At 75.4% G+C, this 22374-nt stretch carries 19 protein-coding genes; 12 read left to right on the forward strand and 7 right to left on the reverse strand.

The genetic code is table 11. The features are described 5' to 3' along the window. Window positions 1-292 precede the first annotated feature (292 nt). The 4 genes from ACFVU7_RS22315 (at window position 293) to ACFVU7_RS22330 (ending at window position 10201) form a co-directional block, all read left to right on the forward strand. A complete protein-coding gene (locus ACFVU7_RS22315) occupies window positions 293-3385 on the forward strand; it encodes an amino acid adenylation domain-containing protein (RefSeq protein ID WP_388046626.1) in 3093 nt (1030 codons plus the stop codon). 54 nt (window positions 3386-3439) lie between these two features. After that, window positions 3440-5305 (forward strand): amino acid adenylation domain-containing protein, encoded by a 1866-nt coding sequence (locus tag ACFVU7_RS22320; protein WP_388046628.1) that lies wholly within the window; start codon window positions 3440-3442, stop codon window positions 5303-5305. Window positions 5306-5453: 148 nt separating this feature from the next. Then, window positions 5454-7349 carry a non-ribosomal peptide synthetase gene (locus tag ACFVU7_RS22325; RefSeq protein WP_388046630.1) on the forward strand — a complete coding sequence of 632 codons (1896 nt, stop codon included), beginning with the start codon at window positions 5454-5456 and terminating at the stop codon, window positions 7347-7349. Further along, window positions 7346-10201, forward strand: a complete 2856-nt coding sequence (locus ACFVU7_RS22330) for a condensation domain-containing protein (protein ID WP_388046631.1) — start codon at window positions 7346-7348, stop codon at window positions 10199-10201. The genes ACFVU7_RS22325 and ACFVU7_RS22330 overlap by 4 nt, the downstream gene beginning before the upstream one ends. Window positions 10202-10251: 50 nt before the next feature. Here the strand turns inward: ACFVU7_RS22330 and ACFVU7_RS22335 are convergent, their stop codons facing one another. Beyond that, on the reverse strand, window positions 10252-10779 hold the full coding sequence (locus tag ACFVU7_RS22335) for a hypothetical protein (protein ID WP_388046633.1): 528 nt from the start codon (window positions 10777-10779) through the stop codon (window positions 10252-10254). Between the two features lie 113 nt (window positions 10780-10892). Between ACFVU7_RS22335 and ACFVU7_RS22340 the strand changes: the two genes are divergently transcribed. From ACFVU7_RS22340 to ACFVU7_RS22355, 4 genes are all read left to right on the forward strand, one after another. Beyond that, on the forward strand, window positions 10893-11726 hold the full coding sequence (locus ACFVU7_RS22340; protein WP_388046635.1) for an NAD(P)H-binding protein: 834 nt from the start codon (window positions 10893-10895) through the stop codon (window positions 11724-11726). A gap of 335 nt (window positions 11727-12061) precedes the next feature. Then, the gene (locus tag ACFVU7_RS22345; RefSeq protein WP_181970918.1) at window positions 12062-12898 is read left to right on the forward strand and encodes an NmrA family transcriptional regulator; all 837 of its coding nucleotides are present in this window, start codon (window positions 12062-12064) and stop codon (window positions 12896-12898) included. Window positions 12899-13077: 179 nt separating this feature from the next. Continuing rightward, window positions 13078-13680, forward strand: coding sequence for a DUF1772 domain-containing protein (locus tag ACFVU7_RS22350; protein ID WP_049653286.1), 603 nt, complete (start codon window positions 13078-13080; stop codon window positions 13678-13680). Window positions 13681-13886: 206 nt separating this feature from the next. Further along, on the forward strand, window positions 13887-14582 hold the full coding sequence (locus ACFVU7_RS22355; protein WP_388046637.1) for a polysaccharide deacetylase family protein: 696 nt from the start codon (window positions 13887-13889) through the stop codon (window positions 14580-14582). A 149-nt stretch (window positions 14583-14731) separates the two neighbouring features. Here ACFVU7_RS22355 and ACFVU7_RS22360 read toward each other — a convergent pair whose 3' ends face one another. Beyond that, a complete protein-coding gene (locus tag ACFVU7_RS22360; RefSeq protein WP_049653290.1) occupies window positions 14732-15226 on the reverse strand; it encodes a DUF1772 domain-containing protein in 495 nt (164 codons plus the stop codon). Between the two features lie 192 nt (window positions 15227-15418). Here ACFVU7_RS22360 and ACFVU7_RS22365 point away from each other — a divergent pair, with 192 nt between their 5' ends. From ACFVU7_RS22365 to ACFVU7_RS22380, 4 genes are all read left to right on the forward strand, one after another. Then, window positions 15419-16426 carry an AraC family transcriptional regulator gene (locus ACFVU7_RS22365; protein ID WP_049653291.1) on the forward strand — a complete coding sequence of 336 codons (1008 nt, stop codon included), beginning with the start codon at window positions 15419-15421 and terminating at the stop codon, window positions 16424-16426. A gap of 129 nt (window positions 16427-16555) precedes the next feature. Beyond that, window positions 16556-17134, forward strand: a complete 579-nt coding sequence (locus ACFVU7_RS22370) for a TetR/AcrR family transcriptional regulator (RefSeq protein WP_074004797.1) — start codon at window positions 16556-16558, stop codon at window positions 17132-17134. A 91-nt stretch (window positions 17135-17225) separates the two neighbouring features. Beyond that, window positions 17226-18383 (forward strand): GDSL-type esterase/lipase family protein, encoded by a 1158-nt coding sequence (locus tag ACFVU7_RS22375; protein ID WP_388046639.1) that lies wholly within the window; start codon window positions 17226-17228, stop codon window positions 18381-18383. 156 nt (window positions 18384-18539) lie between these two features. Further along, entirely contained in the window at window positions 18540-19103 is a 564-nt protein-coding gene (locus tag ACFVU7_RS22380) for a hypothetical protein (protein ID WP_388046641.1), read from the forward strand. A gap of 121 nt (window positions 19104-19224) precedes the next feature. On the opposite strand, the gene ACFVU7_RS22385 is transcribed toward ACFVU7_RS22380, so the two are convergent. The 5 genes from ACFVU7_RS22385 to ACFVU7_RS22405 form a co-directional block, all read right to left on the reverse strand. Then, a complete protein-coding gene (locus ACFVU7_RS22385) occupies window positions 19225-19914 on the reverse strand; it encodes a hypothetical protein (protein ID WP_388046643.1) in 690 nt (229 codons plus the stop codon). 186 nt (window positions 19915-20100) lie between these two features. After that, window positions 20101-20766, reverse strand: a complete 666-nt coding sequence (locus ACFVU7_RS22390; RefSeq protein ID WP_074004793.1) for a 4'-phosphopantetheinyl transferase — start codon at window positions 20764-20766, stop codon at window positions 20101-20103. 5 nt (window positions 20767-20771) lie between these two features. Beyond that, a complete protein-coding gene (locus tag ACFVU7_RS22395; RefSeq protein ID WP_388046645.1) occupies window positions 20772-21695 on the reverse strand; it encodes an alpha/beta fold hydrolase in 924 nt (307 codons plus the stop codon). A 34-nt stretch (window positions 21696-21729) separates the two neighbouring features. Further along, the gene (locus ACFVU7_RS22400; RefSeq protein ID WP_074004792.1) at window positions 21730-22200 is read right to left on the reverse strand and encodes an SRPBCC family protein; all 471 of its coding nucleotides are present in this window, start codon (window positions 22198-22200) and stop codon (window positions 21730-21732) included. A gap of 86 nt (window positions 22201-22286) precedes the next feature. Beyond that, on the reverse strand, window positions 22287-22374 hold an 88-nt coding region (locus ACFVU7_RS22405; RefSeq protein ID WP_388046659.1), incomplete at its 5' end, for a hypothetical protein.

The following is a 22374-nucleotide window of genomic DNA, read 5'->3' on the forward strand; positions in this document are numbered from 1 at the left end:
TCCGACGCCGCCCGCCCGAGACCGTACGCCCGGAACCACCCGCCCGGGACCGTACGCCCGAGACCGGGACCGTACGCCCGAGACCGCGGGCGCCGAACTCCCACCCAGGATCCCGAACGGCGGATCCGCCATGCCCGTCCGCGCGCGTCCGACACGCCCCCGGACGGGACCCCCGGGCCCCGGGCCGCACCTCACCCCGGTGCGGCCCGGCCACCGGCCGGTACGGGAACACCCCACGCCCGCTTCCGGCCACCGCAGTGCCGACACAGCCCACCACACAAGGGAATCGACGATGTTCGCACTCTCTCCGTCACAGGAGATCGTCTGGCTGCACGAGCAGATGCTGCCGGGCAGCCGCGCCTACAACTTCACCGCCGTCCTCGACCTGTGGGGCGCTCTCGACCGGGACGCGCTGCACACCGGCCTGGCCGCCGTGCTGGCCCACCACCCGGGTCTGCGACTGGAGTTGGTGCCCAGCCCGGAGGGCCTGCCCGGCCAGCGGGTCGCCGAGGACTGCGAACCGGAGCTGCGCCACAGCGACTTCGCCGCCGAGCAGGACCCGGAGGCCGCCTTCCAGCGGCTGCTCGCCGCCGAGGCCGAGGAGCCGCTGGACACCGGCCGGGCGCCGGTGCTGCGCTGGCACCTGGTCCGGCTCGGCGAGGACCACCACCGGCTGATCCACGTCGAGCACCACCTCGTCCACGACGGCCACTCCTTCGCGATCCTGCTGCGCGACCTGTTCACCGTCTACCGCGCCACCGTCCTCGGCGAGCCGTACCAACTGCCCGTCGCCCCCTCGTACGAGGACCACGCCCGCGCCGCCGCCGACCTCCCCCGGGACCGCGGCCTCGACTTCTGGACCAGGGAGCTGGCCGACGCGCCGCGCGAGGTCACCCTGCCCGGGCTGGCCCGGCCGCGCGCCGAACGGCGCCACCACGGCGGCCAGTTGCGCCAGTCGATCGGCGCCGACCTGGCCGGGCGGCTGCGCGAGCGCGGCAAGGCGGACGGCCACACCCCGTTCAGCACCCTGCTCGCCCTGCTCGCCGAACTGCTGCGCCGGCACAGCGGCCACCGCGAGCTGGTGATCGGCACCGCCGTCGGCAACCGCCCGGAGGGCTTCGAGGGCACCGTCGGCATGTTCGTCAACACCGTCCCGCTGCGCCTGCGGCTCGACCCGACGGTCCCCGGCACCGAGGCCGTCGACGAGGTGACCGACGTCCTGCTGCGCGCGCTGCCCTACCAGGACCTGCCGGTCCAGGAGCTGACCCGCCGGCTCGGCCTGCACACCAGCGGCGCCGACAACCCGCTGTTCAACGTGATGTTCAGCGCGCACGACGCGGCGCTGCCCGACGTCCAGGCGCCCGGTCTCGAGGTCTCGCTGTACGAGGGCTTCAACACCGGCACCACCCGCTTCGACCTCGACCTGGTGCTGCTGCCCGACGACCGCCGGGTGGTCGGCGAGAAGCACGGCGCCGCCGGGATGACCCTGGTCTGGGACTACGACGCCGACCTGTTCCGCGAGTCCGACGCGGTGCTGCTGTCCGAGCGGCTGCTGGAGCTGCTGCGCTGCTACCTGGACCGCCCGCAGACGCCGATCGCCGACCTGGCCCCCGCACCCGAGGCCGCGCAGGCCGCCCCGGCCGCCCCGGTCACCCCCGCCGTGCTCGACCCGGCCGCCGCCCACGACCCGGCCTCGCTCGCCCTGCTGGCCGGCACCGAGCGGATCAGCTACGGCGAACTCGACCGCCGGGTCGCCGAGTTGGTCGAGCGAATGAGTGCCGCCGGCGTCACCCCCGGCCAGCCGGTCGCCGCCGTGCTGCCGCGCGGCGCGGACAGCGTGGTCGCGCTGCTCGCCTGCCTGCGCCACGGCGCCGTGTACGCGCCGCTGTCCACCGAGGACCCGGCCGCCCGGCTCGGGCTGCTGCTGGAGCGGCTGAGCCCGGCGCTCGTCCTCACCACCCGGCAGAGCGCGTCGGCACTGCCGGAGGAGGGCGTCACCCCGGCGCTGCTGGACGGCCCCGAATTCCCGAAGGCCGAGCCCGCCGCCGTGCTGGACGGTGCCGCGTACGTGATCCACACCTCCGGCTCCACCGGCGTCCCCAAGCCCGTCCTGGTCGGCCGCGAGGCCCTCGCCGGGTACGTCGCCGCGATCGTCGACCGCTACCGCCTCACCTCCGCCGACCGGGCGCTGCTGTTCGCCCGGCCGTCCTTCGACGTGGCCCTGGAGGAGGTGCTGCCCGCCCTCGCGGCCGGCGCCGCCCTCGTCGTGCCGCAGCGCGAGGTGCCCACCGGGCCCGAGCTGGTCGCCGTGCTGGCCGCCCGCGGCGTGACCGTCGCCAACCTGCCGACCAGCTACCTGCTCGCCGTCCGCGAGGACCTGCGCGCGGCGCTGGACGACGGCCGCTGGGCGCCCCGGCTGCTGGTGCTCGGCGGCGAGCGGCTGCCCGCCCGGGCGCTGACCGGCCTGACCGGGGCCACCACCGTGCTGAACGCCTACGGCGTCACCGAGGCCACCGTCACCTCCACCGTGTACGAGATCACCGCCGCCGACGTCGCCGAGGACGGCGAGATCCCGCTCGGCGCCGAACTCGACGGCGTGAGCGTCCACGTCCTGGACGACACCCTGCGCCCGCTCGCCCCCGGCTGTGTCGGCGAACTCGTGGTCAGTGGCGGCCTGTTGGCCGAGGGCTACCTCGGCCTGCCGGAGCCCACCGCGGCCCGCTTCACGACCGTCCCCGCGCTCGGCGGCGCCCGGGTGTACCGCACCGGCGACCGCGGCTACCGCGACCTGGACGGGCGGCTGTGCTTCCTCGGCCGCGCCGACAACCAGGTCAAGCTGCGCGGCCACCGGATCGAGCTGGAGGAGATCGAGGCCGCCGCCTCCGCCGAACTCGGCGGCCGCTCCTGCGCGGTGCTGCTGCACACCGACCCGCGGACCGGCCCCCGCCTGGTCGGCTTCCTGGAGGGCGCCGACCGCCCCGACCAGGCCGCCCTGCACGAGGCGCTCGCCCGCCGGCTGCCCGGCGGACTCGTCCCGGCCAGCTGGACGGCCGTCGCCGCGATGCCGACCCTGCCCGGCGGCAAGCCCGACCGCGCCACCCTCGCCCGCCTGGTGGAGCACGCTCCGGAGCCGCAGGAGGGCGCGCCGGGCGAGTTCGCCGACCCCGGCCAGCGGCTGATCGCCGCCGCCTGGCGCGAGGTGCTCGGCCACGACCGCTTCACCGCGGACTCGCACTTCTTCGAGGTCGGCGGCCACTCGCTGCTCGCCGCCCAGCTCGCCGCGTACCTGGAGCCCCACCTCGGCAGCCGCCCGCCGCTGCGCACCCTGTTCCGCCACGCCGTGCTGGCCGACCAGGCCCGCGCCCTCGCCGCGGACGCCAAGTGAACGCGCCTTCCAAGGCATCGAACTGACGGCTCGTCACTTTCTGTGGAGATGATGATGGAACACCTTGGCACGGAACTCCGGAGCACGGACAGCCTGAGTGCGGGCAACCCGGGTACGGACAGCCCGAGTACGGACGGCCTGAGCATCGGCTACGGCCGCCCGCACCAGGACGGCGCGGTGCTCGACCTGTTCACCGCCTGGGCGCACCGCACCCCCGACGCCCCCGCCCTGATCGACGGCGAGCAGGTCTACAGCTACGCCGAACTCGACCGCCTCGCCGACACCGTGGCCGAGGCGCTGCGCGGCAGGGTCGGCCCCGGCGACCTGCTCGGCGTCTGCCTCGCCCACTCGGTCTCGCTGGTCGCCGTCACCTTGGCCGCCGCCAAGCTCGGCGCCGTCCACCTGCCGCTCGGCCCGCGCCCCGGCGAGCGCCGGCTGCGCGCCGTCGCCGAGCAGCTGCGCCCGGCCTGCCTGGTCGGCGAGCCGGACCTGCTGCCGCCCGGCGGCGAGCGGCTGCCGCTGGACCTGCCCACCGCCGGCGTGGTGGCCGCCCTGACCTCCGGCGGGCAGGTGCGCGTCCCGGTCGGCACCCACTACGCGGTGCTCACCTCCGGTTCCACCGGCACCCCGAAGGCCGTCGCCGTCACCGAGCCCGCGCTCGGCGCGCTGCTGCAGTGGTACCGCGGGGCGACCGGCCTCGGCCCCGGGGAGCGGCACAGCCTGCTGATCGGCGTCGCCTTCGACCCGCACGTGCAGGAGCTGTGGGCCGGCCTCACCTCCGGCGCGGCCCTCGTCGTCGCCCCCGAGGCGGTCCGCTGGGACACCGGCGCGCTCACCGACTGGTGGCGTGAGGCCGGCATCACCGTGTCCATCCTGCCCACCCCGCTGGCCGAGCCCGTCCTCGGCCGGCCCTGGCCCGCCGGGCTGGCGCTGCGCCACCTGGTGATCGGCGGCGACCGGCTGCGCCGCGCCCCCGGGCCCGACGTCACCGCGACCGTCCACAACGCCTACGGCCCCGCCGAGGCCACCGTCACCACCACCATGCACACCATGGCCCCCGGCGGGGACCACGGCGCCGGCGCCCCGCCGATCGGCCTGCCGATCGACGGCGTCGTCGTCCTGGTCACCGACGAGGACGGCCGCCCGGTGCCGCGCGGCACGGCCGGCGAGCTGCGGATCGGCGGCCGCGGCCTGGCCGCCGGGTACCTCGACCCCGAGCTGACCGCCCGCCGCTTCGTCGACGCGCCCGCCGGCGTGGTCGGCACCGACCGGGTCTACCGCACCGGCGACCGGGTGGTGATGCGGCCGGACGGCGTGCTGGAGTTCCACGGCCGCCTCGACGACCAGGTCAAGGTCAGCGGCGTGCGGATCGAACCCGCCGAGGTCGAGGCCGCCTTCGAGCGCGACCCGCAGGTGCGCCGGGCGGTGGTCGCCGCCGAGCAGGCGCCGACCGGCGGGGTCCGACTGCTGGCCTTCGTCCACGCCGAGGACGGCGCCGACCCGGCGGCGCTGCTCGACTCCGTCCGGCCCTGGCTGCCCGAGCAGGCCGTGCCCTCCGCCGTCCACCTGGTGGAGCGCTTCCCGCTGGACGCCAACGGCAAGGTGGACCGCCAGGCCCTGCTGGCCGACGTGGCGGTGCCGGACGCGGTCGTGGCGGACGCGGTGGAGGAAGGGCACGGCCCGGTCGAGCGGACCGTGCTGAAGCTCTGCCGCGAGCTGATCGGCCGCGCCGACCTCGGTCCCGAGGACAACTTCCTGGCTGCGGGCGGCAATTCGCTCGCCGCCGCGAGACTGCTGGAGGCCCTGGAGAACGAGTACGGCGTCCGGCTGCGCGCCCCCCTGGTGCTGCGCCAGCCCGACCTGCGGGCCGTCGCCCGGCTGGTCGAGGAACGGGTGGCCGATCTGGCCGCGACCGCCTGACCCCGTCCGAACCTCCTCAGCGGGGCGCCCCGGCCCACCCGGCCGGGGCGCCCGGAAGGGAACCACCGTGACCACCATGTCCTCGCCCGCCGTGACTGCCGTGACCCCGTCTGTCGTGACTGCCGGGCCCGCTGTGACCCCGTCTGCCGTGACCGACCCGCCGGCCCTGCCCACCCTGACCGACCTGCCCGCCCTCGTCGCCCGGCAGGCCGAGAGCCGCCCCGACGCGCTCGCCGTGACCGACGGCTCCACCGTCCTCACCTACCGCGAACTCGTCGACGCCGCAGGCCGGTTGGCCGCCGTCCTGGCCGCGCGGGGGATCGGCCCCGGCAGCGCCGTCGGCCTGCTGTGCGCCCGCTCGACCCGGTACGTCGTCGCCCAGCTCGCCGTCTGGCGGGCCGGCGCCCTGGCCGTCCCGATCGACCCGGCCTACCCGCGCCCGCGGATCGCCGAACTCACCGCCGACGCGGACCTCCGGCTCGTCCTCGGCGACAAGGGGCTGCTCGCCGAGGCCGGGCTCCCCGAGGAGCTCACCCTGGTGCTGACCGAGCGCGGCACCGAGGCCACCGACGGCACGGCGCCCGACGCCGCCGACCCGGCCGCGCCCGCCCTGCTCTACTACACCTCCGGCTCCACCGGCCGCCCCAAGGGCGTCCTCGTCCCGCACCGCGCCGTCGCCGACCTGGTCACCGCGGAGGACGCGGTCGTCCTCGGCCCGCGCGACCGGGTGCTCTTCCACTCCACCGTCTCCTTCGACGGCGCCACCTTCGAACTGTGGGCCCCGCTCGCCCGCGGCGCCGCCGTGGCCGTCTCCCCGAGCGAGCGGCCCAGCGCCGAGGACCTGGTCCGCGACGTCGAGAGCTTCGGCGTCACCACCGTCTTCCTCACCACCGCGCTCTTCCACCACCTGGCCGCCCGGCGCTCCCGGATCTTCGGCGTGCTGCGCACCCTGGTCGTCGGCGGCGAGGCGATCTCCGCCGAGCACGCGGGCGCCGTGCTGCGGGCCTTCCCCTGGCTCGAACTGGTCAACGGGTACGGGCCGACCGAGGCCACCACCTTCACCACCGTCCACCGGGTCACCCCGGCCGACTGCGCCGGCTCCGTCCCGATCGGCCGGACCTTCGGCGGCGCCCGCGCCTACGTCCTGGACGAGGGCCTCGCGCCGGTGGCGCCGGGCGCCGTCGGCGAACTGTGGATCGCCGGCGACCGGCTGGCCCTCGGCTACCTCGACCGGCCGGAGCTGACCGCCGAGCGCTTCCGCGAACTGCCGGGCATCGGACGCGCCTACCGCAGCGGCGACCGGGTCGCCCAACTGCCGGACGGCTCCCTGGAGTACCACGGGCGCACCGACGACCAGGTCAAGGTACGGGGCTACCGGATCGAACCCGGCGAGGTCGAGCACGCGCTGCTCCAGCTGCCCGAGGTCGCCGAGGCGGCGGTCGTGGTCCGCCGGGCCGGGCAGCCCGACGCCGCGCTCACCGCCTGCCTGGTGCTCGCCGAGGGCGCCCGCCCGGCCGTCGAGGCGCTGCGCGCCCGGCTGGCCGAGCAGCTGCCCGCCCACCTGGTGCCCACCGCCTGGACCGTGCTCGCCGCGCTGCCGCTGACCGGCAGCGGGAAGGTGGACCGGCGGGCGCTGGCCGCCGACGAGCGGGCCGGGGCGCACCCGGCCGGGGACGAGACGGCCGTCGACGGGGCGGCCGACGCGCACCCGCCTGTGAACGAGACGGCCGACGCGCACCCGGCCGGCGGCGGGCCGACCGGGGCACACCCGGCCACCGGCGCCGGCCTCGGCCCGATCCAGCAGGTCGTCGCCGAGGCGTGGAGCCGGGCCCTGGAACGCCCGATCACCGACCCGGCCGCCGACTTCCTCGCCGAGGGCGGCCACTCGCTGCTCGCCATGTGGGTGGTGGACGACCTGCGCGAGGACCTCGGGGTCGAGCTGTCGCTCGCCGACTTCCTCGCCCACCCGACCGTCGCCGCCCAGGCCGACCTGCTGGAACGCGCCCTGCGGGCCGCCGACGACACCCCCGGAGCCGACCGATGAGCACCGTCGACCAGACCGACCTGCTGCGCCGCGCCCGCGACCGCCGCACCGCCACCGCCCCCGCCCGACCCGTCGCGCCCGGCGGTCCGGCCGTACCCGCCGAGCCGGCCCCGCTCTCGCACGCCCAGCAGCGGATGTGGCTGATGGACCACCTCGGCCAGGGCGGCGCCCTCTACAACGTGCCGATCGCCACCCGGCTGCGCGGCCCGCTCGACCAGGCCGCCCTCGCCGCCGCGATCACCGGCCTGACCGAGCGGCACGCCGTCCTGCGCACCCGCTACCCGCGCCGGGGCGACCAGCCCTACCAGCAGACCGACCCGGTCGCCCCGGTGCCGCTGCCGGTGCTGGACGCCACCGGCCCCGAGCAGCTCCTCGCCGAGGCCGCCCGCCCGTTCGACCTCGCCGCCGGTCCGGTGCTGCGCGCCCTGCTGCTGCGACACGGTCCCGAGGACCACACACTGCTGCTGACGATCCATCACATCGCGGTGGACGGCGGCTCGCTGCCGTTCATCGCCTCGGACATCGCCGCGCTGTACCGCGCCGGATGCGAGGGGGTTCCGGCCCAACTCCCGTCGGTGGCCCCCTCATACGCCGACTACGCCCGCCAGGAGCGAGCCCGGGAGGCCGAGTTGACGGCCGCCGCCGACACCCTCGCGGCCGGTCTGTCCGGAGCCCGACCGCTGTCGCTGCTGCGGCCCGTCCCACCCGGCGCCCGCGAGCGCCGCGCCGCCCTGCACACCGCCCCGGTGAACCCCGCCGTGGTGGAAGGGCTGCGCGTCCTCGGCGCGCGGCACGGCGCCACGCTGTACACCGTTGTCCTGGCCGCCGCGTTCGCCGTGCTGCGCACCGCCTCCGGGCAGGACGACCTCGTCCTCGGCTGCGCCAGCGGCCACCGCGCGCGGCCCGAGTTCCGCCGGACCGTCGGCCTCGCCGTCAACACCCTCGCCGTGCGGACGAATCCGTCCGGAGACCCGTCGTTCGCCGAACTGCTCGGTCTCGTCCGCACCGCCCTGCTCGACGCCCAGCAGCACCACGAGGTGCCGTTCGACCTCGTGGTCGAGCGGCTCGGCGCGGCCTCGCGCGGGGCGGACGGCACCCCGCTGCTCTCGGTCAGCTGCGACCTGCTCCGGATCGCCGACCCGCTGGTGCTGCCCGGCCTCGACACCGAGAACGTCGAACTCGACCTGGGACTGGCCAAGTTCGGCCTCACCCTGCTGCTGGAGGACGGCCCGCGGCCGCGCGTCCTGGTCCAGCACGACCGGGACGCGCTGGACGCGACCACCGCCGCCCGGCTCGCCGACGCCTTCGCCGCGCTGCTCACCGCCGTGGCCGCCAACCCGGACCTGGCACTGTCCGCACTGCCCGGCGAGCGGCTGGCCGCCGCCGAACACCCGGTGGTGGCCGCCCTCACGGCCGATCCCGCGGTGGTCGAGGCGGCCGTCGTCGAGCACCCCGACGGCCCGCCGCTCGCCTACGCGGTGGTGCGCGGGCCCGTCGCGCCGACCGGCAGCGCCCTGCGGGCCGCCCTGCGCGGGCGCCTGCCGGCCGCCGAACTGCCGCGCGCGGTCACCCTGCTGGACCGGCTGCCCCGCCTCCCGGACGGCACCCCGGACCGCGACCGGCTGCCCGGCGCGGGCCCGCTGCCCGGCACCGCCGCGCTGTCCGGTGTCGCTCCGCTGTCCGGTACCGCTCCGCTGGAGGACGGCCCGCTGGACGTCGTCCGGCAGGCGTTCGGCGAACTGCTCAGCGCGACCCCGCCCGCCGACGGCGACTTCTTCGCCCTCGGCGGCCACTCCCTCATCGCCGTCCAGCTCGCCGAACGCCTGCGCACCCGCACCGGGCTGCCGCTCACCGGCCTCGACATCCTGGAACAGCGCACCCCGCGCGCCCTCGCCGCCCTGCTCGCCACCCGCGCGGACGAGCGCAGCGCCGCCCTCGCCCAGGCCGGGGCCCGCCCGCGGAGCACCGGCGCCCGCACCGGCACCGTCCTGCTCACCGGCGCCACCGGAGGGGTCGGCGCGGCCGTGCTCCAGGAGCTGATGGCCCAGGGCCGGCCGGTCCGGGTGCTGGTCCGGCCCGAGTCCGCGCACCTGCCCGCGCTGAACGGCGCCGAGGTCGCGGAGGGCGACCTCGGCGACCTCGACAGCCTGCGCCGGGCCGTCGAAGGCGTCGACGCCGTCATCCACTCCGCCTGCACCTTCACCGACCACGCCACCGACCTCGCCGCGATGCGCGCGCTGGTCGACGGCTGGCGGGGCGGCCCGTTCGTCTTCGTCAGCAGCATCGACGCGTACGGCCGCCCGCCGGGCACCGAGGTCCCCGAGGGCGCTCCCAGCGGCGCGCCGGTCACCCCGTACGGGCAGGCCAAGCTGGACAGCGAGCGGATCCTCTTCGAGGCCGCCGCCGGCCGCGGCCAGGCCGTCGCCGTCCGCGCCCCGATCGTCTGGGGCCCGCACCACCGCCTGCGCGACCAGCTCCGCTGGGGCTCCACCGGCGCCCTCTACCAGGCCGCCCTGGCCGGACGCCCGATCGGCCTGCCCGCCGGCGACGAGTGGTACGGCGCGTCCTGGGTGCACGCCGCCGCCCTGGCCCGCGCCCTCACCGCCTGCCTCACCCCCGACCACCCCGCCGCCGGCCGGGTCGTCAACGCGGTCAGCGGACACGTCTCCTGGCCCGAGTTCACCGCCGAACTGGTCCGCCTGCTCGGCTCCGGCAGCCCCATCACCACCGCCCCCGACGCCGACGAGGACCTCCGCCGCCCCTGGCACTACCGCGCGGACACCCTGGCCGCTCCCCTCGCCCCCGAACCCGGCGAGGACTGGCGCAGCGTCCTGGCGGCCATGGTCCGCTGAGCCCCCGCCGCGGGCGGAGGAGTCCGGCAATCCGGCCTCCTCCGCCCGCGCTACCAGACCTGCCGCAGCCGGGCCGTGGCGACGTTGCGAGTGCGCCGGGTGCGGCCGCGCTCGGCGAGCAGGCCCAGGACCGGCCGGGCGTTCGACTCCTCGGCGAGGTGCTCCTGGAGCCGGTTCTCCGCCGCGAGCACCTGCTCCTCCGTCCATGGCTCGTCCAGGGTCACCGCCCGCAGCAGCGCCCAGTCCCGCAGGCGGCGGGCGGCGAAGGCGTCGGCGGCCACGACGCCCGACAGCTCCCGGTGCCAGGCCGGGAAGCCCGGGTCCGTGAGCAGTTCCGCCGCCCGCCGGTCCAGGTACTCGCAGACGGCGCCGCTCGCCATCGAGCGCTCGGGGTCGGTGAGCACCCGGGCGGCGAGGCCGGCCGCCTCCTCGGGTGCCACCGTCGCGAAGGCCCGGCGGTACCGGGCGAACCGTACGTGCTCGTCCGGATCGAAGCCCGCGGCACCGGCTGCCACCGTCCCGGTCACCGAGGTCTCCTCTTCCGTCCTGCCGTGGCCGGGGTGGTCCACGGCCGTCACCTGCCCGATTCTCGCACGGCCGCCGGGCGCCCTCTCGGCGATCTCGTTGACCTCAAGCCCGCTTGAGCTCCTAGCCTTCCTCCGACCAGTCGTCAGATGACAGGAGAAGGCAGATGATTCTTGTGACCGGAGCCACCGGGAACATCGGACGCGCCCTGCTGGAGGACCTGCGGGCGCACGGAGCGGGTCCCCTCCGAGCCCTCACCCGTGACGCCGCCCGGGCCCGGTTCCCCGAGGGGGTGGAGGTGCGCGAAGGCGACTTCGCCGACCCGGCCGCCCTGGCGTCAGCCCTCGACGGGGTGCGCTCGCTGTTCCTGGTGTCGCGGATCGGCTCCGACGCCGAGATCCTCGCCGCCGCCCGCCGGGCGGGTGTCGAGCACGCGGTACTGGTGTCGTCCATCACCGTCCAGACGCATCCGCACCTGGGCCCCGCCCGCGAGAACGCCGCCGTCGAGCGGCTGCTCATGGACAGCGGCATGGCGTGGACGGTGCTCCGGCCGACGCAGTTCGCCTCGAACGCCCTGTGGTGGGCGTCGGCGGTCCGCGAGCGCCGGACGGTCCGCGTGCCGTACGCGGACACCGGGCTGCCCACCGTCCACCCCGCGGACATCGCGGCCGTGGCGCGCGTGGCGCTCACCGAACCCGGCCACCGGGGACGGACCTACGCGCTGACCGGCCCGCGGCTGGTGACGGCCCGGCAGCAGCTGGAGGCCGTCGCGGCGGCCCTGGGGCGGGAGGTGCCCGTCGCGGAGACCGGCCGCGCGGAGGCCCACCGGGAGCTGTCCGCGCTCCTGGGGGCCGAGGCCGCGGACGCGGTGCTGGACGTGACGGGCGGCGACGTCAACGACGAGCTGCTGGAGGTGCGCGACACCGTCGAAACGGTCACCGGATCCCCCGCCAGGCCCTTCCACCGCTGGGTCTCCGAGAACATCGCCGGCTTCCGCTGAGCTGCCCCCCGGCAGCGCCCCCGCCCGGCTCCGGGTGCTCAACCGATGGCCACCACCCGGGCCCACTCCGGCGGAGTGTCCGGCCGGATGCTCAAGGGCTGCTGGAGGAGGGGTCGAGACGGGTGGTTCGTGGGGGCTTGGGTGTGTTCTGGTGGAGGGCGGAGGGGGCGCGGCGGGGGTGTAGACGCTCGCGCATGGAACTGAGTGCGGAGGCTATGGTTCGCCGGCCCGGAGTGGCCTTGACTGGTGGGCACAAGGACGGACGCGCAGGGTTCACGAACACCGGCGGGTCCGCCGATCCGAACAGGCTCCTACTCCGAGTGAGGGTGATTGTGATGGCTGGTGTGGTGGATCTCGCGGTCGAGTCCGGTGTCGTGCTGGTGGTCGGTGGGACGGGGAAGACGGGGCGCCGGGTGGCGGACCGGCTGACGGCCCTGGGGTACGGGGTGCGGGTGGGGTCGCGTTCGGGTGCGGTGCCGTTCGACTGGCACGACGAGGGGACGTGGGAGGGGGCGTTGGAGGGTGTGAGTGCGGCGTATCTGACGTACTACCCGGATCTGGCGTTCCCGGGTGCGGTGGAGGCGGTGGGGGCGTTCTCGCGGTTGGCGGCGGAGCGCGGGGTGGGGCGGCTGGTGCTGCTGTCGGGGCGCGGTGAGGAGGCCGCGGAGGCGGGGGAGAAGGCGGTGATGGAGTCGGGGGCCGCGTGGACGGTGGTGCGGTGCGCGTGGTTCAACCAGAACTTCAGTGAGTCGTTCTTCCTGGAGCCGGTGCTGGCGGGGGAGTTGGCGTTGCCGGTGGGTGGTGCGGTGGAGCCGTTCGTGGACGCGGAGGACATCGCGGACGTGGCGGTGGCGGCGTTGACGGAGGCGGGGCACGCGGGGGAGGTGTACGAGCTGACGGGGCCGCGGCTGCTGTCGTTCTCGGACGTGGCGGTGGAGCTGTCGGCGGCGACGGGGCGTGAGGTGCGGTTCGAGGCGGTGTCGGAGGAGTCGTACCGGGGGGTGCTGGAGGCGGCGGGGCTGCCGGCGGACTTCGCGGAGCTGTTCTCGGTGATCCTGGACGGCCGCAACGCGTCGCTGGGCGACGGGGTGCGGCGGGCGTTGGGCCGCGAGCCGCGGGACTTCGCCGACTACGCCCGCGAGGCCGCCGCCTCGGGCGTGTGGAACGCGTGACCAGCCAGAAGGGCAACACCTGCCGTCCGTACGGCAGTCCACTTGATCGTCGGTGCCGGGCGGCGCCGACCGCCTGACCGAACACCCGGCCCCGGCCGGGAGCGGTGAGGAGGCCGGCGGCCCGGACACCGGGAGGGTCCCCGCGTCGGGCGGGGACCGGGGAGACCGAAGGAAAACCGATGCGCTCGAATCAGACCGCGACCCCTGCTTCCTACACCGCCGCACAGTCCTTCACCGGCCTCGCGCCGGGCGGTACGGCCCCGGCCGTGCCCGCCACCCGGAGCAAGGCCGCCGGGCCGCTCCTGGTGGGCGCCACCGTCGCGATGGGCCTGATGGCGGGCCTGTTCTTCGCCTTCGACGTCTCGGTGATGCCGGGCCTCGCGGCGGGCGACGACCACACCTACGTGGCGGCGATGCAGCAGATCAACAAGGCGATCGACGGGAACGGGCTGTTCGGCCTGGTCTTCGTCGGCGCGTTCCTCGCCACCGGCATCGCCGCCTGGCTCCAGCACAAGGCCGGCCGGCGCCAGGCCGCGCTCTGGGCGGCGGCCGCGACGGCGCTGTACGTGGTGGCGCTGATCGTCACCATGGGCGTCAACATCCCGCTCAACAACGAGCTGGCGGCGGCCGGCGACCCGGCGCAGATCCACGACCTGGCCGCCGTACGGGCCAAGTTCGCGGACACCTGGGTGCCGGTCAACATGCTCCGCACCGCGCTCTGCGCCGGCGGACTGTTCGCGCTGACCCGCTCCCTGGTGCTGCACGGCCGCGCGGGGCGCTGAACGCCGAACCCCCGCACCGCGCCCCCGGCGGAACCCCGCCGGGGGCCTCGGCATGCCCGATACCCGCGGTGCCCGGCGGTGCTCGCCACCCGGTGCTCCCACTGGCCGGTTCCGTTCGCTCGCGATCGACGGAGGGTCGCGGCGGACGGCCCCTCGGGAGCAGACTGGCGGCCGGTGCACGGGAGTTCCGACCGCAGGGGGCAGACATGACCGTACGACCCGGCAGGCGAACGGCAGTCGGCAGGATCCGGACCGCGATCGGCGCGCTCGTCGTCGCCCTGGCGGCGGGAGCGGCGGTCGCCCTGCCCGCCACCGGGGCGGAGGCGGCCGGCGCCACCGGCGGCAAGGTGGTCTACCTGACCTTCGACGACGGCCCCAGCCCCGCCTACACGCCCAAGGTCCTGGCGACGCTCGCCCGGTACGGGGTGCGCGCGACCTTCTTCGAGATCGGGCAGAACGTCGCCGCCCACCCCTCGGTGACCGCGCAGGTCGCCAAGCAGGGCCACAGCGTGCAGAACCACTCCTGGTCGCACCCGGACCTGCGCAAGCTCTCCGCCGCCGCGCTCGACGCGCAGGTGGCCGACACCGACCGGGCGATCCGCGCGCGGACCGGCCGCACCCCGAGCTGCCTGCGCCCGCCGTACGGCGCGGTGAACAGCACGGTGCGCTCGAAGGCCGCCGCGCTCGGTAAGCAGGTCGTGCTCTGGTCGGTGGACCCGGTGGACTGGTCCCGCCCCGGCACGGCCGCGATCCGGTCACGGGTGCTGGACAACGTCCGTCCCGGATCGGTGGTCCTGATGCACGACGGCGGCGGCGACCGCAGTCAGACGGTGGCCGCGCTGCCGACGATCATCTCCACGCTCAAGGCGCGCGGGTACGGCTTCGCCACCCTCTGCGGCTGAGTCGGGCCGGCGGCAGAGGGTGGCGGGGGACGGGCGGCGCGCTGGGGCCGCCCGTCGAACGGGCTCGGCCCGGCTGCTGAGCGGGTCCGGGCCGGCCGTCGAAGGGGCTCGGCCCGGTCGGCTCCGCCCGTCGAGCGGGTCGGGGCCGGTCAGCTCTGCCCGTTGAGGATCAGCGCCCACGCGAGGCAGGCCAGCGCGCCGGTCGACAGCAGGGTGCGCAGCACGTTGAAGCGCACCCAGCGCGCCTCGAAGCGGCTGCGCACCGCGGCCGGGTCGGCGATCCGCTGGGGCGACCCGGCGGCCTCGAGCTCGTCGTTCAGCGGGATGTTGACCGAGCGGGTCACCCCGATCATCGCGATGTACAGCACGAGGGCGGCGATGGTCGCGGGCAGGACGTCGTGCCCGTCCGAGGGCAGGTGCAGGGCGACCGCGGCCGCGGTGGCGAGCAGGGCGCCGACGAAGCCGAGGACGAACCAGCCGTTCAGGATCGCCTTGTTGATGCGCTGCATGACCTCGATGAAGGTCCGGTCCTCGGCCCGCGCGAGCGCGGGCATGACCGAGCAGGAGAATCCGTAGAACAGTCCCGCGGTCAGTCCACAGGTGACAGTGGCCGCCACCAGGACGAGTGTGCGTGCCGTTTCCATCGTCGTGAGCCCCTCACTTCTCGCTGTCGGTACCGCTGTACTGCCGTACCGCCGTATCGCGTTCGCCGTGTCTCGGTCCATACCCCGTGGGCAGATCATCCGGCATCGGGGCGGTGCGGGCCACCTCGATCACTCAAGAGTCTCTCAAATGACGAAGCGTCAAATGATGTGCCGACGTCTACACTTGGCGGCATGGACACTCTGACGGGACTCCTCGACGGCCCCAAGGCCCGTGGCGCGTTCCTGCTGCGCTCCATCCTCACCCCGCCGTGGTCGCTGCGGATCGAGGACCGGGCCCCGCTCTCGGTCGTGACGATGGTCCGCGGCGACGCGTGGATCCTGCCCGAGCGCGGCACCCCGCTGCTGCTGCACCCCGGGGACGTGGCGATCGTGCGCGGCCCGGAGCCGTACACCGTGGCGGACGACCCGGACACCCCGGTGGACGTGATCGTCGGCCCGGGCCAGGTCTGCACCAAGGGCGGGGTGGACGTCTCCGAGGTGATGTCGCTCGGCGTCCGGACCTGGGGCCAGGGGCGGGAGGGCGACCGGGCCTCCTCGGTGGTGCTGTCCGGCACCTACCAGGCCGAGCACGAGATCGGCCAGCGGCTGCTGGGCTGCCTGCCCGCGCTGCTGGTCCGCCCGGCCGGCACCGGCGCGGACGACACCCTGGTGCACCTGCTGGCCGCCGAGATAGGGCGCAACGAGCCCGGCCAGGAGCTCGTCCTGGACCGCATCCTGGACCTGCTGGTGGTCTCCGTGCTGCGCTCCTGGCTGGCCGCCCCCGACTCCGGTGCCCCCGCCTGGTACCGCGCCCAGCACGACCAGGTGGTCGGCCCGGTGCTGCGGCTGATGCACGACGACCCGGCCACCGCGTGGACGGTCGCCGAACTGGCCCAGCGGGTCGGCGTCTCCCGGGCCGGCCTGGCCCGCCGCTTCACCGCCCTGGTCGGCGAGCCCCCGATGGCGTACCTGGCGGGCTGGCGCCTGGCGGTCGCCGCCGACCTGCTGCGCGAGCCCGAGTGCACCGTCGCCTTCGCCGCCCGCAAAGTCGGCTACAGCAACGCCTTCGCGCTCTCGGCGGCCTTCAAACGGGTGCGCGGCGTCAGCCCGCAGGAGCACCGCCGGCTGGCCGCCACGGGCAGCCAGCCGCAGGCGGCGGGCTTCTCGGGGCCGGCGGAGACGGTGATCCTGGCGGGCTGAGCGGGCTGAGCGGGCTGAGCGGGCTGAGCGGGCTGAGCGGGCTGAGCAGGTCGTTTCCATTTGCCTAAACCATTTAGGCAATCCCATACTGTCCGTAGGCCACCGACGCGACCGTACGGGAGAACGCACATGGCACGGGCAGGGCTGACCGTCGAACGCCTGGTCGTCGCGGGCGCCGAACTCGCCGACGAGGTCGGCTTCGACCAGGTGACCGTCGCCGCGGTCGCCCGCCGCTTCGGCGTCCGGACGGCCAGCCTCTACTCCCACCTCAAGAGCTCCCAGGACCTCAAGACCCGGATCGCCCTGTACGCCCTGGAGGAACTCGCCGACCTCGTCGCCGACGCCCTCGCCGGCCGGGCGGGCCGCGACGCGCTCGCCGCCTTCGCGGACGCCTACCGCGACTACGCGGCCCGCCACCCCGGCCGCTACGACGCCACCCGCCTGCGCCTGGACGCCGAGACGGCCGCCGCCAGCGCGGGCGTCCGGCACGCCCAGATGTCCAGGGCGCTCCTGCGCGGCTACGACCTGGGCGAACCGGAGCAGACCCACGCGGTGCGGATGCTCGGCAGCGTCTTCCACGGCTACATCAGCCTGGAGGCGGCCGGCGGCTTCAGCCACACCGCCGTCGACGCGCGGCAGTCCTGGGACTGGATCATCGACTCCCTCGACGCGCTGCTGCGCTCGGGCGGAGTCCGTGCGACCGGCTGACCGACTGACCGGCCTCCCGTACGACCAGTCCGGCCATCCGCCCATGAGCCCGGTCTGACGACCGGACGACCCGACGAACCGAAGAAGCATCATGACCACGATCACCACCCCCGTCACCGAGGACCTCCTCCACGGCCACCTCGACGTCGAACACACCCGCCGCGGCCTGCTGCCGCACCGCCTGCCCGCCGCCGCCCGCCGACGGATCCCGGACGAGCAGCTCGCGATGGCCGAGTCCCAGCCCTCCGGCGTCCGGCTGGCCTTCCGCACCCGCGCCACCACGATCACGCTGCACGCCGTCCCCACCAAGCGCGCCTACCCGGGCGTCCCGAACGTCCCGGACGGCGTCTACGACCTCCTGGTGGACGGCCGGCTCACCGCGCAGGCCGGCGTCCCCGGCGGCAACCTGCGCACCGTCGACCTCGCCACCGGCCGCTTCGAACTGACCGAAGGACCGTCCGGCAGCGCCCGGTTCACCGGTCTGCCGGAGCGGGACAAGACCGTCGAGATCTGGCTCCCGCACACCGAGACCACCGAACTGATCGCCCTCGACACCGACGCCCCGGTCGAGCCGGTCCCGGCCGGCACCCGCAAGCGCTGGCTGCACCACGGCAGTTCGATCAGCCACGGCTCCAACGCCGCCCACCCCACCGGCACGTGGCCCGCCCTGGTCGCCAACCGCGCGGGCCTGGACCTGACCAACCTCGGCTTCGGCGGCGGCGCCCTGCTCGACCCCTTCACCGCGCGGACCATCCGCGACACCCCCGCGGACCTGATCAGCCTCAAGCTCGGCATCAACCTGGTGAACAGCGACCTGATGCGGCTGCGCGCCTTCACCCCGGCCGTCCACGGCTTCCTGGACACAGTCCGGGACGGCCACCCGAGCACGCCACTGCTGCTCGTCTCCCCGCTGCTCTGCCCGCTCCACGAAACCGTGCCGGGCCCGCTCGCCCCCGACTTCAGCAGCGGTACCCTGCGCTTCCGAGCCACCGGCGACCCCGCCGACGTCGCCGCCGGCCGGCTCACCCTCACCGTCATCCGCGCCGAACTGGCCCGCATCGTCGCCGACCGCCGGGCCGACGGCGACCACCACCTCCACCACCTGGACGGCCTGGCCCTCTACGGCGAGCAGGACCACGAGGCCCACCCGCTTCCCGACGGCCTCCATCCCTCCCCGGAGGCCCACCGGCTCATCGCGGAGCGCTTCGCCGACCTCGCCCTCGCCCCCGGAGGCGCCCTGGCGCCGTGACGAGCCGTGACCCGTCGTGACCGCCGCGGCCGCCTCCCGCCGGGAGCGGCCTCCCGGCTCCGGGGCCGGTCGCACGAGCAGTCAGTTCCCTGTGCTGTACTACGTGCTCCTCCGTACACCACGTACACCGTGCACCACTTCCGGAGCCACCTCTCGATGAGCACCACCTGCCCGACCTGCGCCGCAGCAGACGAAACCGTCACCGTGCGCCTCGCCCTCCTGGACTCCGACCGGCCGCTCGACCCGCCGACGCGGGAGCTGCTGACGATGCCGTCCGAGCCCCGGGGCACGAGCGGGGCCGCGGTCGCCCTCTTCGTCCTGGCCGGCCTCATGGGCCTGCTGGGACTGACCACGCTGGGCTCCGGCGACAAGGCCGCCGACGTCGACGACGCCGCGTACCAGCTCGGCTACCACTACGGGGCGTTCCTCTTCGCCGCGGTCCTGCTGGGCATCGGACTCGCCGTCCACTTCGCCCACCGGAGCCGGCGGAGCGACGCGGCGGACCAGTGGCCGCGGACCTACGAGCAGTGGCAGCAGCTCCACCAGGTGTGGCGGGCGACCTGGCTGTGCCGGCGCTGCCGCGTCGTGTTCCTCCCCGCCGCGTCGCTGCGCCCCGACTCCGCCGCCTCCTCCGCGATACCCGCGGAGCAGTTCCCGCAGTGGTCGGTGGCCACGGCGCGACAGGACGACCGCCCCGGCGCCCCGACCACGGCGGCCTGACCAGCTGCCCGACCACGCCGGTCCGGCCGTCCACCCGGCAGCCGGCCCCCCGGAGGCCGCATCACGTGCCGCCGCCGGGGCGGCCCGGCCGGGTCGGGTCCGTCGCCTCAGACCTGGCGCCTCAGGCCCGGCGCCTCAGGAACGCGCTGATCTCGTACGGCCCCTGCCGCGCGAGTCCGACCAGCGGCTCCAGGTAGCCCAGCCACGGCGCGTCGAAGCCCTCCGGAGCCGCCACCGACAGACGGCTCCGAGCCGCAGCGACCCGTCCTGCGGCGGCCGGCAGCGCCTCGTCCTCCAGGCACCCGTACGCCTGCTCCACGAGTGCGGCCATCCGCCGCCGCCCCTTGCGGGCATGCGCCTGCTCGGCGCCGTCGCGGGCCACGAGCAACTGCTCGACCGGGATGGCGACCGCGGCTTCGAACGCGCCGAGCAGCGGCTCCTCGCACAGCTGCCCCACCACGCCCTCGGACAGCGGCGGGTTGCCGGCGACCAGCCGGTCCAGCACGGTGATGCCCAGCACCGCGTACGCGCTGGCCGTACGCCACAGCAGCACCTCCACCGCCTGCGAGAACTCGAAGGCCGCGCCGTTCAGTTCCCGCGCGACCTCGTAGTCGAGCCGCGGCGCCACCCCGTCGTCCCCGTCGTCGCGGCGGCCCTCGGCGGCGTCGGCCGCGTACCTCAACCGCATCTCCACGGCGAGCGCCGAGCGCCACTCCGCGTGCAGGCCGCTGACCGTGCCGTGCATCGCCGCCAGCGCGCCGTGCTCGGCCTCCGTCAACCCGTCCAGGGCCTTCCTGCTCGGGAAATCCACTTCAGCGCCTTCCGTCCGCCGACAACGTCGACGCCACGCTAGAGCCCCGCCGCGCCCGCCGCAGGCGAACCGGCCGCGCGCCACACCGATCAGGCGAAACCCCGTAGCCCCGCCCCTCGTTCGGCACCAGCCGTACCGGCGTCGAACGAGGAGCGGGGCGGGCGTGGTCCACAGGCGGCGGGCGTCTCATGCGGCGGCCGCCCGGGACGCCGGGAGGGCGAGCGCGGTGACGACCGTGCCGCGGTGCACGCCCCAGGAACCGGTGCGGACGGCCGGGAGGTGCGGGTGCCGGGCCGTGAAGGTGCCGTCGGCGTGCACGGTGACGGCGATGGCCGCGAGCGGAGCCCAGGTGCCGGTCAGCGGATGGACGGCCTTGTAGGCGGCCTCCTTGGCGCTGAACAGGACGGTGTCCCACGGGGCTTGGCCCTCGGGCAGCGCCGCCAGGCCGCCGCGTTCGGACGCACTGCTGACCAGCTGCAGCACGCCCCGGGGAAGCGGCCGGGCGGGCTCGGCATCGATCCCGAGCGAGGTGAGCCGCCCGGTACCGGCGACCGCGCAGGCCGTGTACCCGTCCGTGTGGGTGATGCTGCCCGTGACACCCACCGGCCATCGGGGCGCCCCGCCGGGCCCCGGCAGCAGCGGCACCGGCGGGTGCCCGAGAGCGCCGAGCGCCTGGCGGGCGAGTGCCCGGGCGGTGGCGAACTGCCGTCGGCGGCGCGGCGAACGGTCCTGGATGTACGCCGCCTCCAACGGCAGCAGCCGCTCCTCGGACGGGTCGCCGAAGGACTCGGCACAGTGGACGTGGGGCGGGAGCAGCGCGGCCAGGACGCCGGCGGGGGCGGTGGTGGTCACGGTCGTCAGCGGCCGGCCGTGACCAGCAGGTGGACGTGGTGCGCGACGTGCTGCGGGGCCTCCAGCGGCACCATGTGGCCGGTGCCGGGAATCCGGTGCAACTCGGCCTGCGGCAGCGCCGAGGCGAGCTCCTGGCTGAAGCTGGGCTTCACGATCTTGTCCTCGGTCCCGGTGATGACCGCCGTCGGCGCGGTGATCCCGGCCAGGCCCGCGCGCTGGTCCATCTCCTGGGTCGACGCGAAACAGGCGGCCCGGACCGCCGGCACCGTGGCGGCGAACAACCGGCGGTTGGCCTCCCGCGCCGCCAGGGTGGCACTCGGCCCGTGCGTCCCACCGAGCAGCCGACGGCCCAGCCACGGCGTCCCCAGGGCCCGGCTGAATAGCTTCGACCCCATCATCTTGACCTCGTTCGCCGGCGTGTTCTGCCCGTGCGAAGCCGTCGACACCAGCACAAGTCCCGCCAGCCGCTTGACACTTGCCCCGCCCTTCGCGGCGGACGGCCCGGTCGCGGACAGCCCCTTCGCGGACAGCCCCGCCGCCCAGGCCAGCGCCGCGTACCCGCCACCGGAGTGCCCCACCACCACGACCGGCCGCTCCGGCGTGGTGAGCGTCCCGACCACGGTGTCCAGGTCCCGCGCCAGCCGCTCGATGCCGATCGGCTCCCGTCCGGCCGTCGACGAGGCGTGACCGCGCTGGTCGTACGTGGCCACCGTGTGCCCGGCCGCCGCCAACTGGCTCGCGGTGGCGTGCCACACGGTCCGGGACGCGGCCCAGCCGTGGACGAGCACCACCAACGGCCGGCTCGGGTCGGGCTCGCCCGGCTGGTGGACGGTGATGGCGAGCCGCGCGTGGTCGTCGGTGGTCGCGGTGTGGTCGGTGGTGGTGACGGCGTGCCGGGCGGGCAGCGTGCGGATCTCGGTGATGGTCACGGCGGGCCTCCTCTTCCTCTTCCGGTGACGGTTCTTACTTCTGGTTGTCGAGGTGGTGGCGGAGGTTGCTCAGGGCCCGCTGGGTGGCGGTGGTGTGCTTGGCGGTGAGGTTGGTCAGCTTGTGGAGGAACTTGGCGAGGCCGTGCGGGGTGGTGGCGAAGGTGACGGTGAGCAGGGTCTGGGCGCCGTCGTTGTGGGGCGTGAGCTGGTACGTCGTCGTGCCGTGGAAGTGGCCGGTGTGGCTCTGGGTCAGCCGGGCGTCGGGCGTCGCGTGGGTGGTCGTGGAGGTGAACCGGAGCTTGGGGCCGGGCTTCCCGACGCCACCCGTGTGGACGGTGGTCGTGGTGGTGCCGCCCTCCTGCTGGGGGCCGGTGGGACCGGGCTGGTGGGTGTTGTGGGGGTGCCACCAGGTGGTCCTGCCGTTGAGTTCGTCGACGATGGCCTCCCAGACGGCGTGGGTGGGGTGGTCGAGGATGGCCCGGTCGGTGTGGTGAATGGCATGCATGGGGAATTCGGCCTTTCGGTCGGCGAACGGGGGCGTGCGACGGGGGATTTCCTATTTCTCCGGACGCGGATTCCGGGTTTTGTGTGTTAGGGGAAGATGTTTTGGCCGGGGGTGAGGGTGTGGGTGGGGTCGTAGGTGTTTTTGGCGTTGGTGAGGGTGGTCCAGTGGGGGCCG

The organism is Kitasatospora sp. NPDC058046 (assembly GCF_042885595.1).
Taxonomy (GTDB): Bacteria; Actinomycetota; Actinomycetes; order Streptomycetales; family Streptomycetaceae; genus Kitasatospora.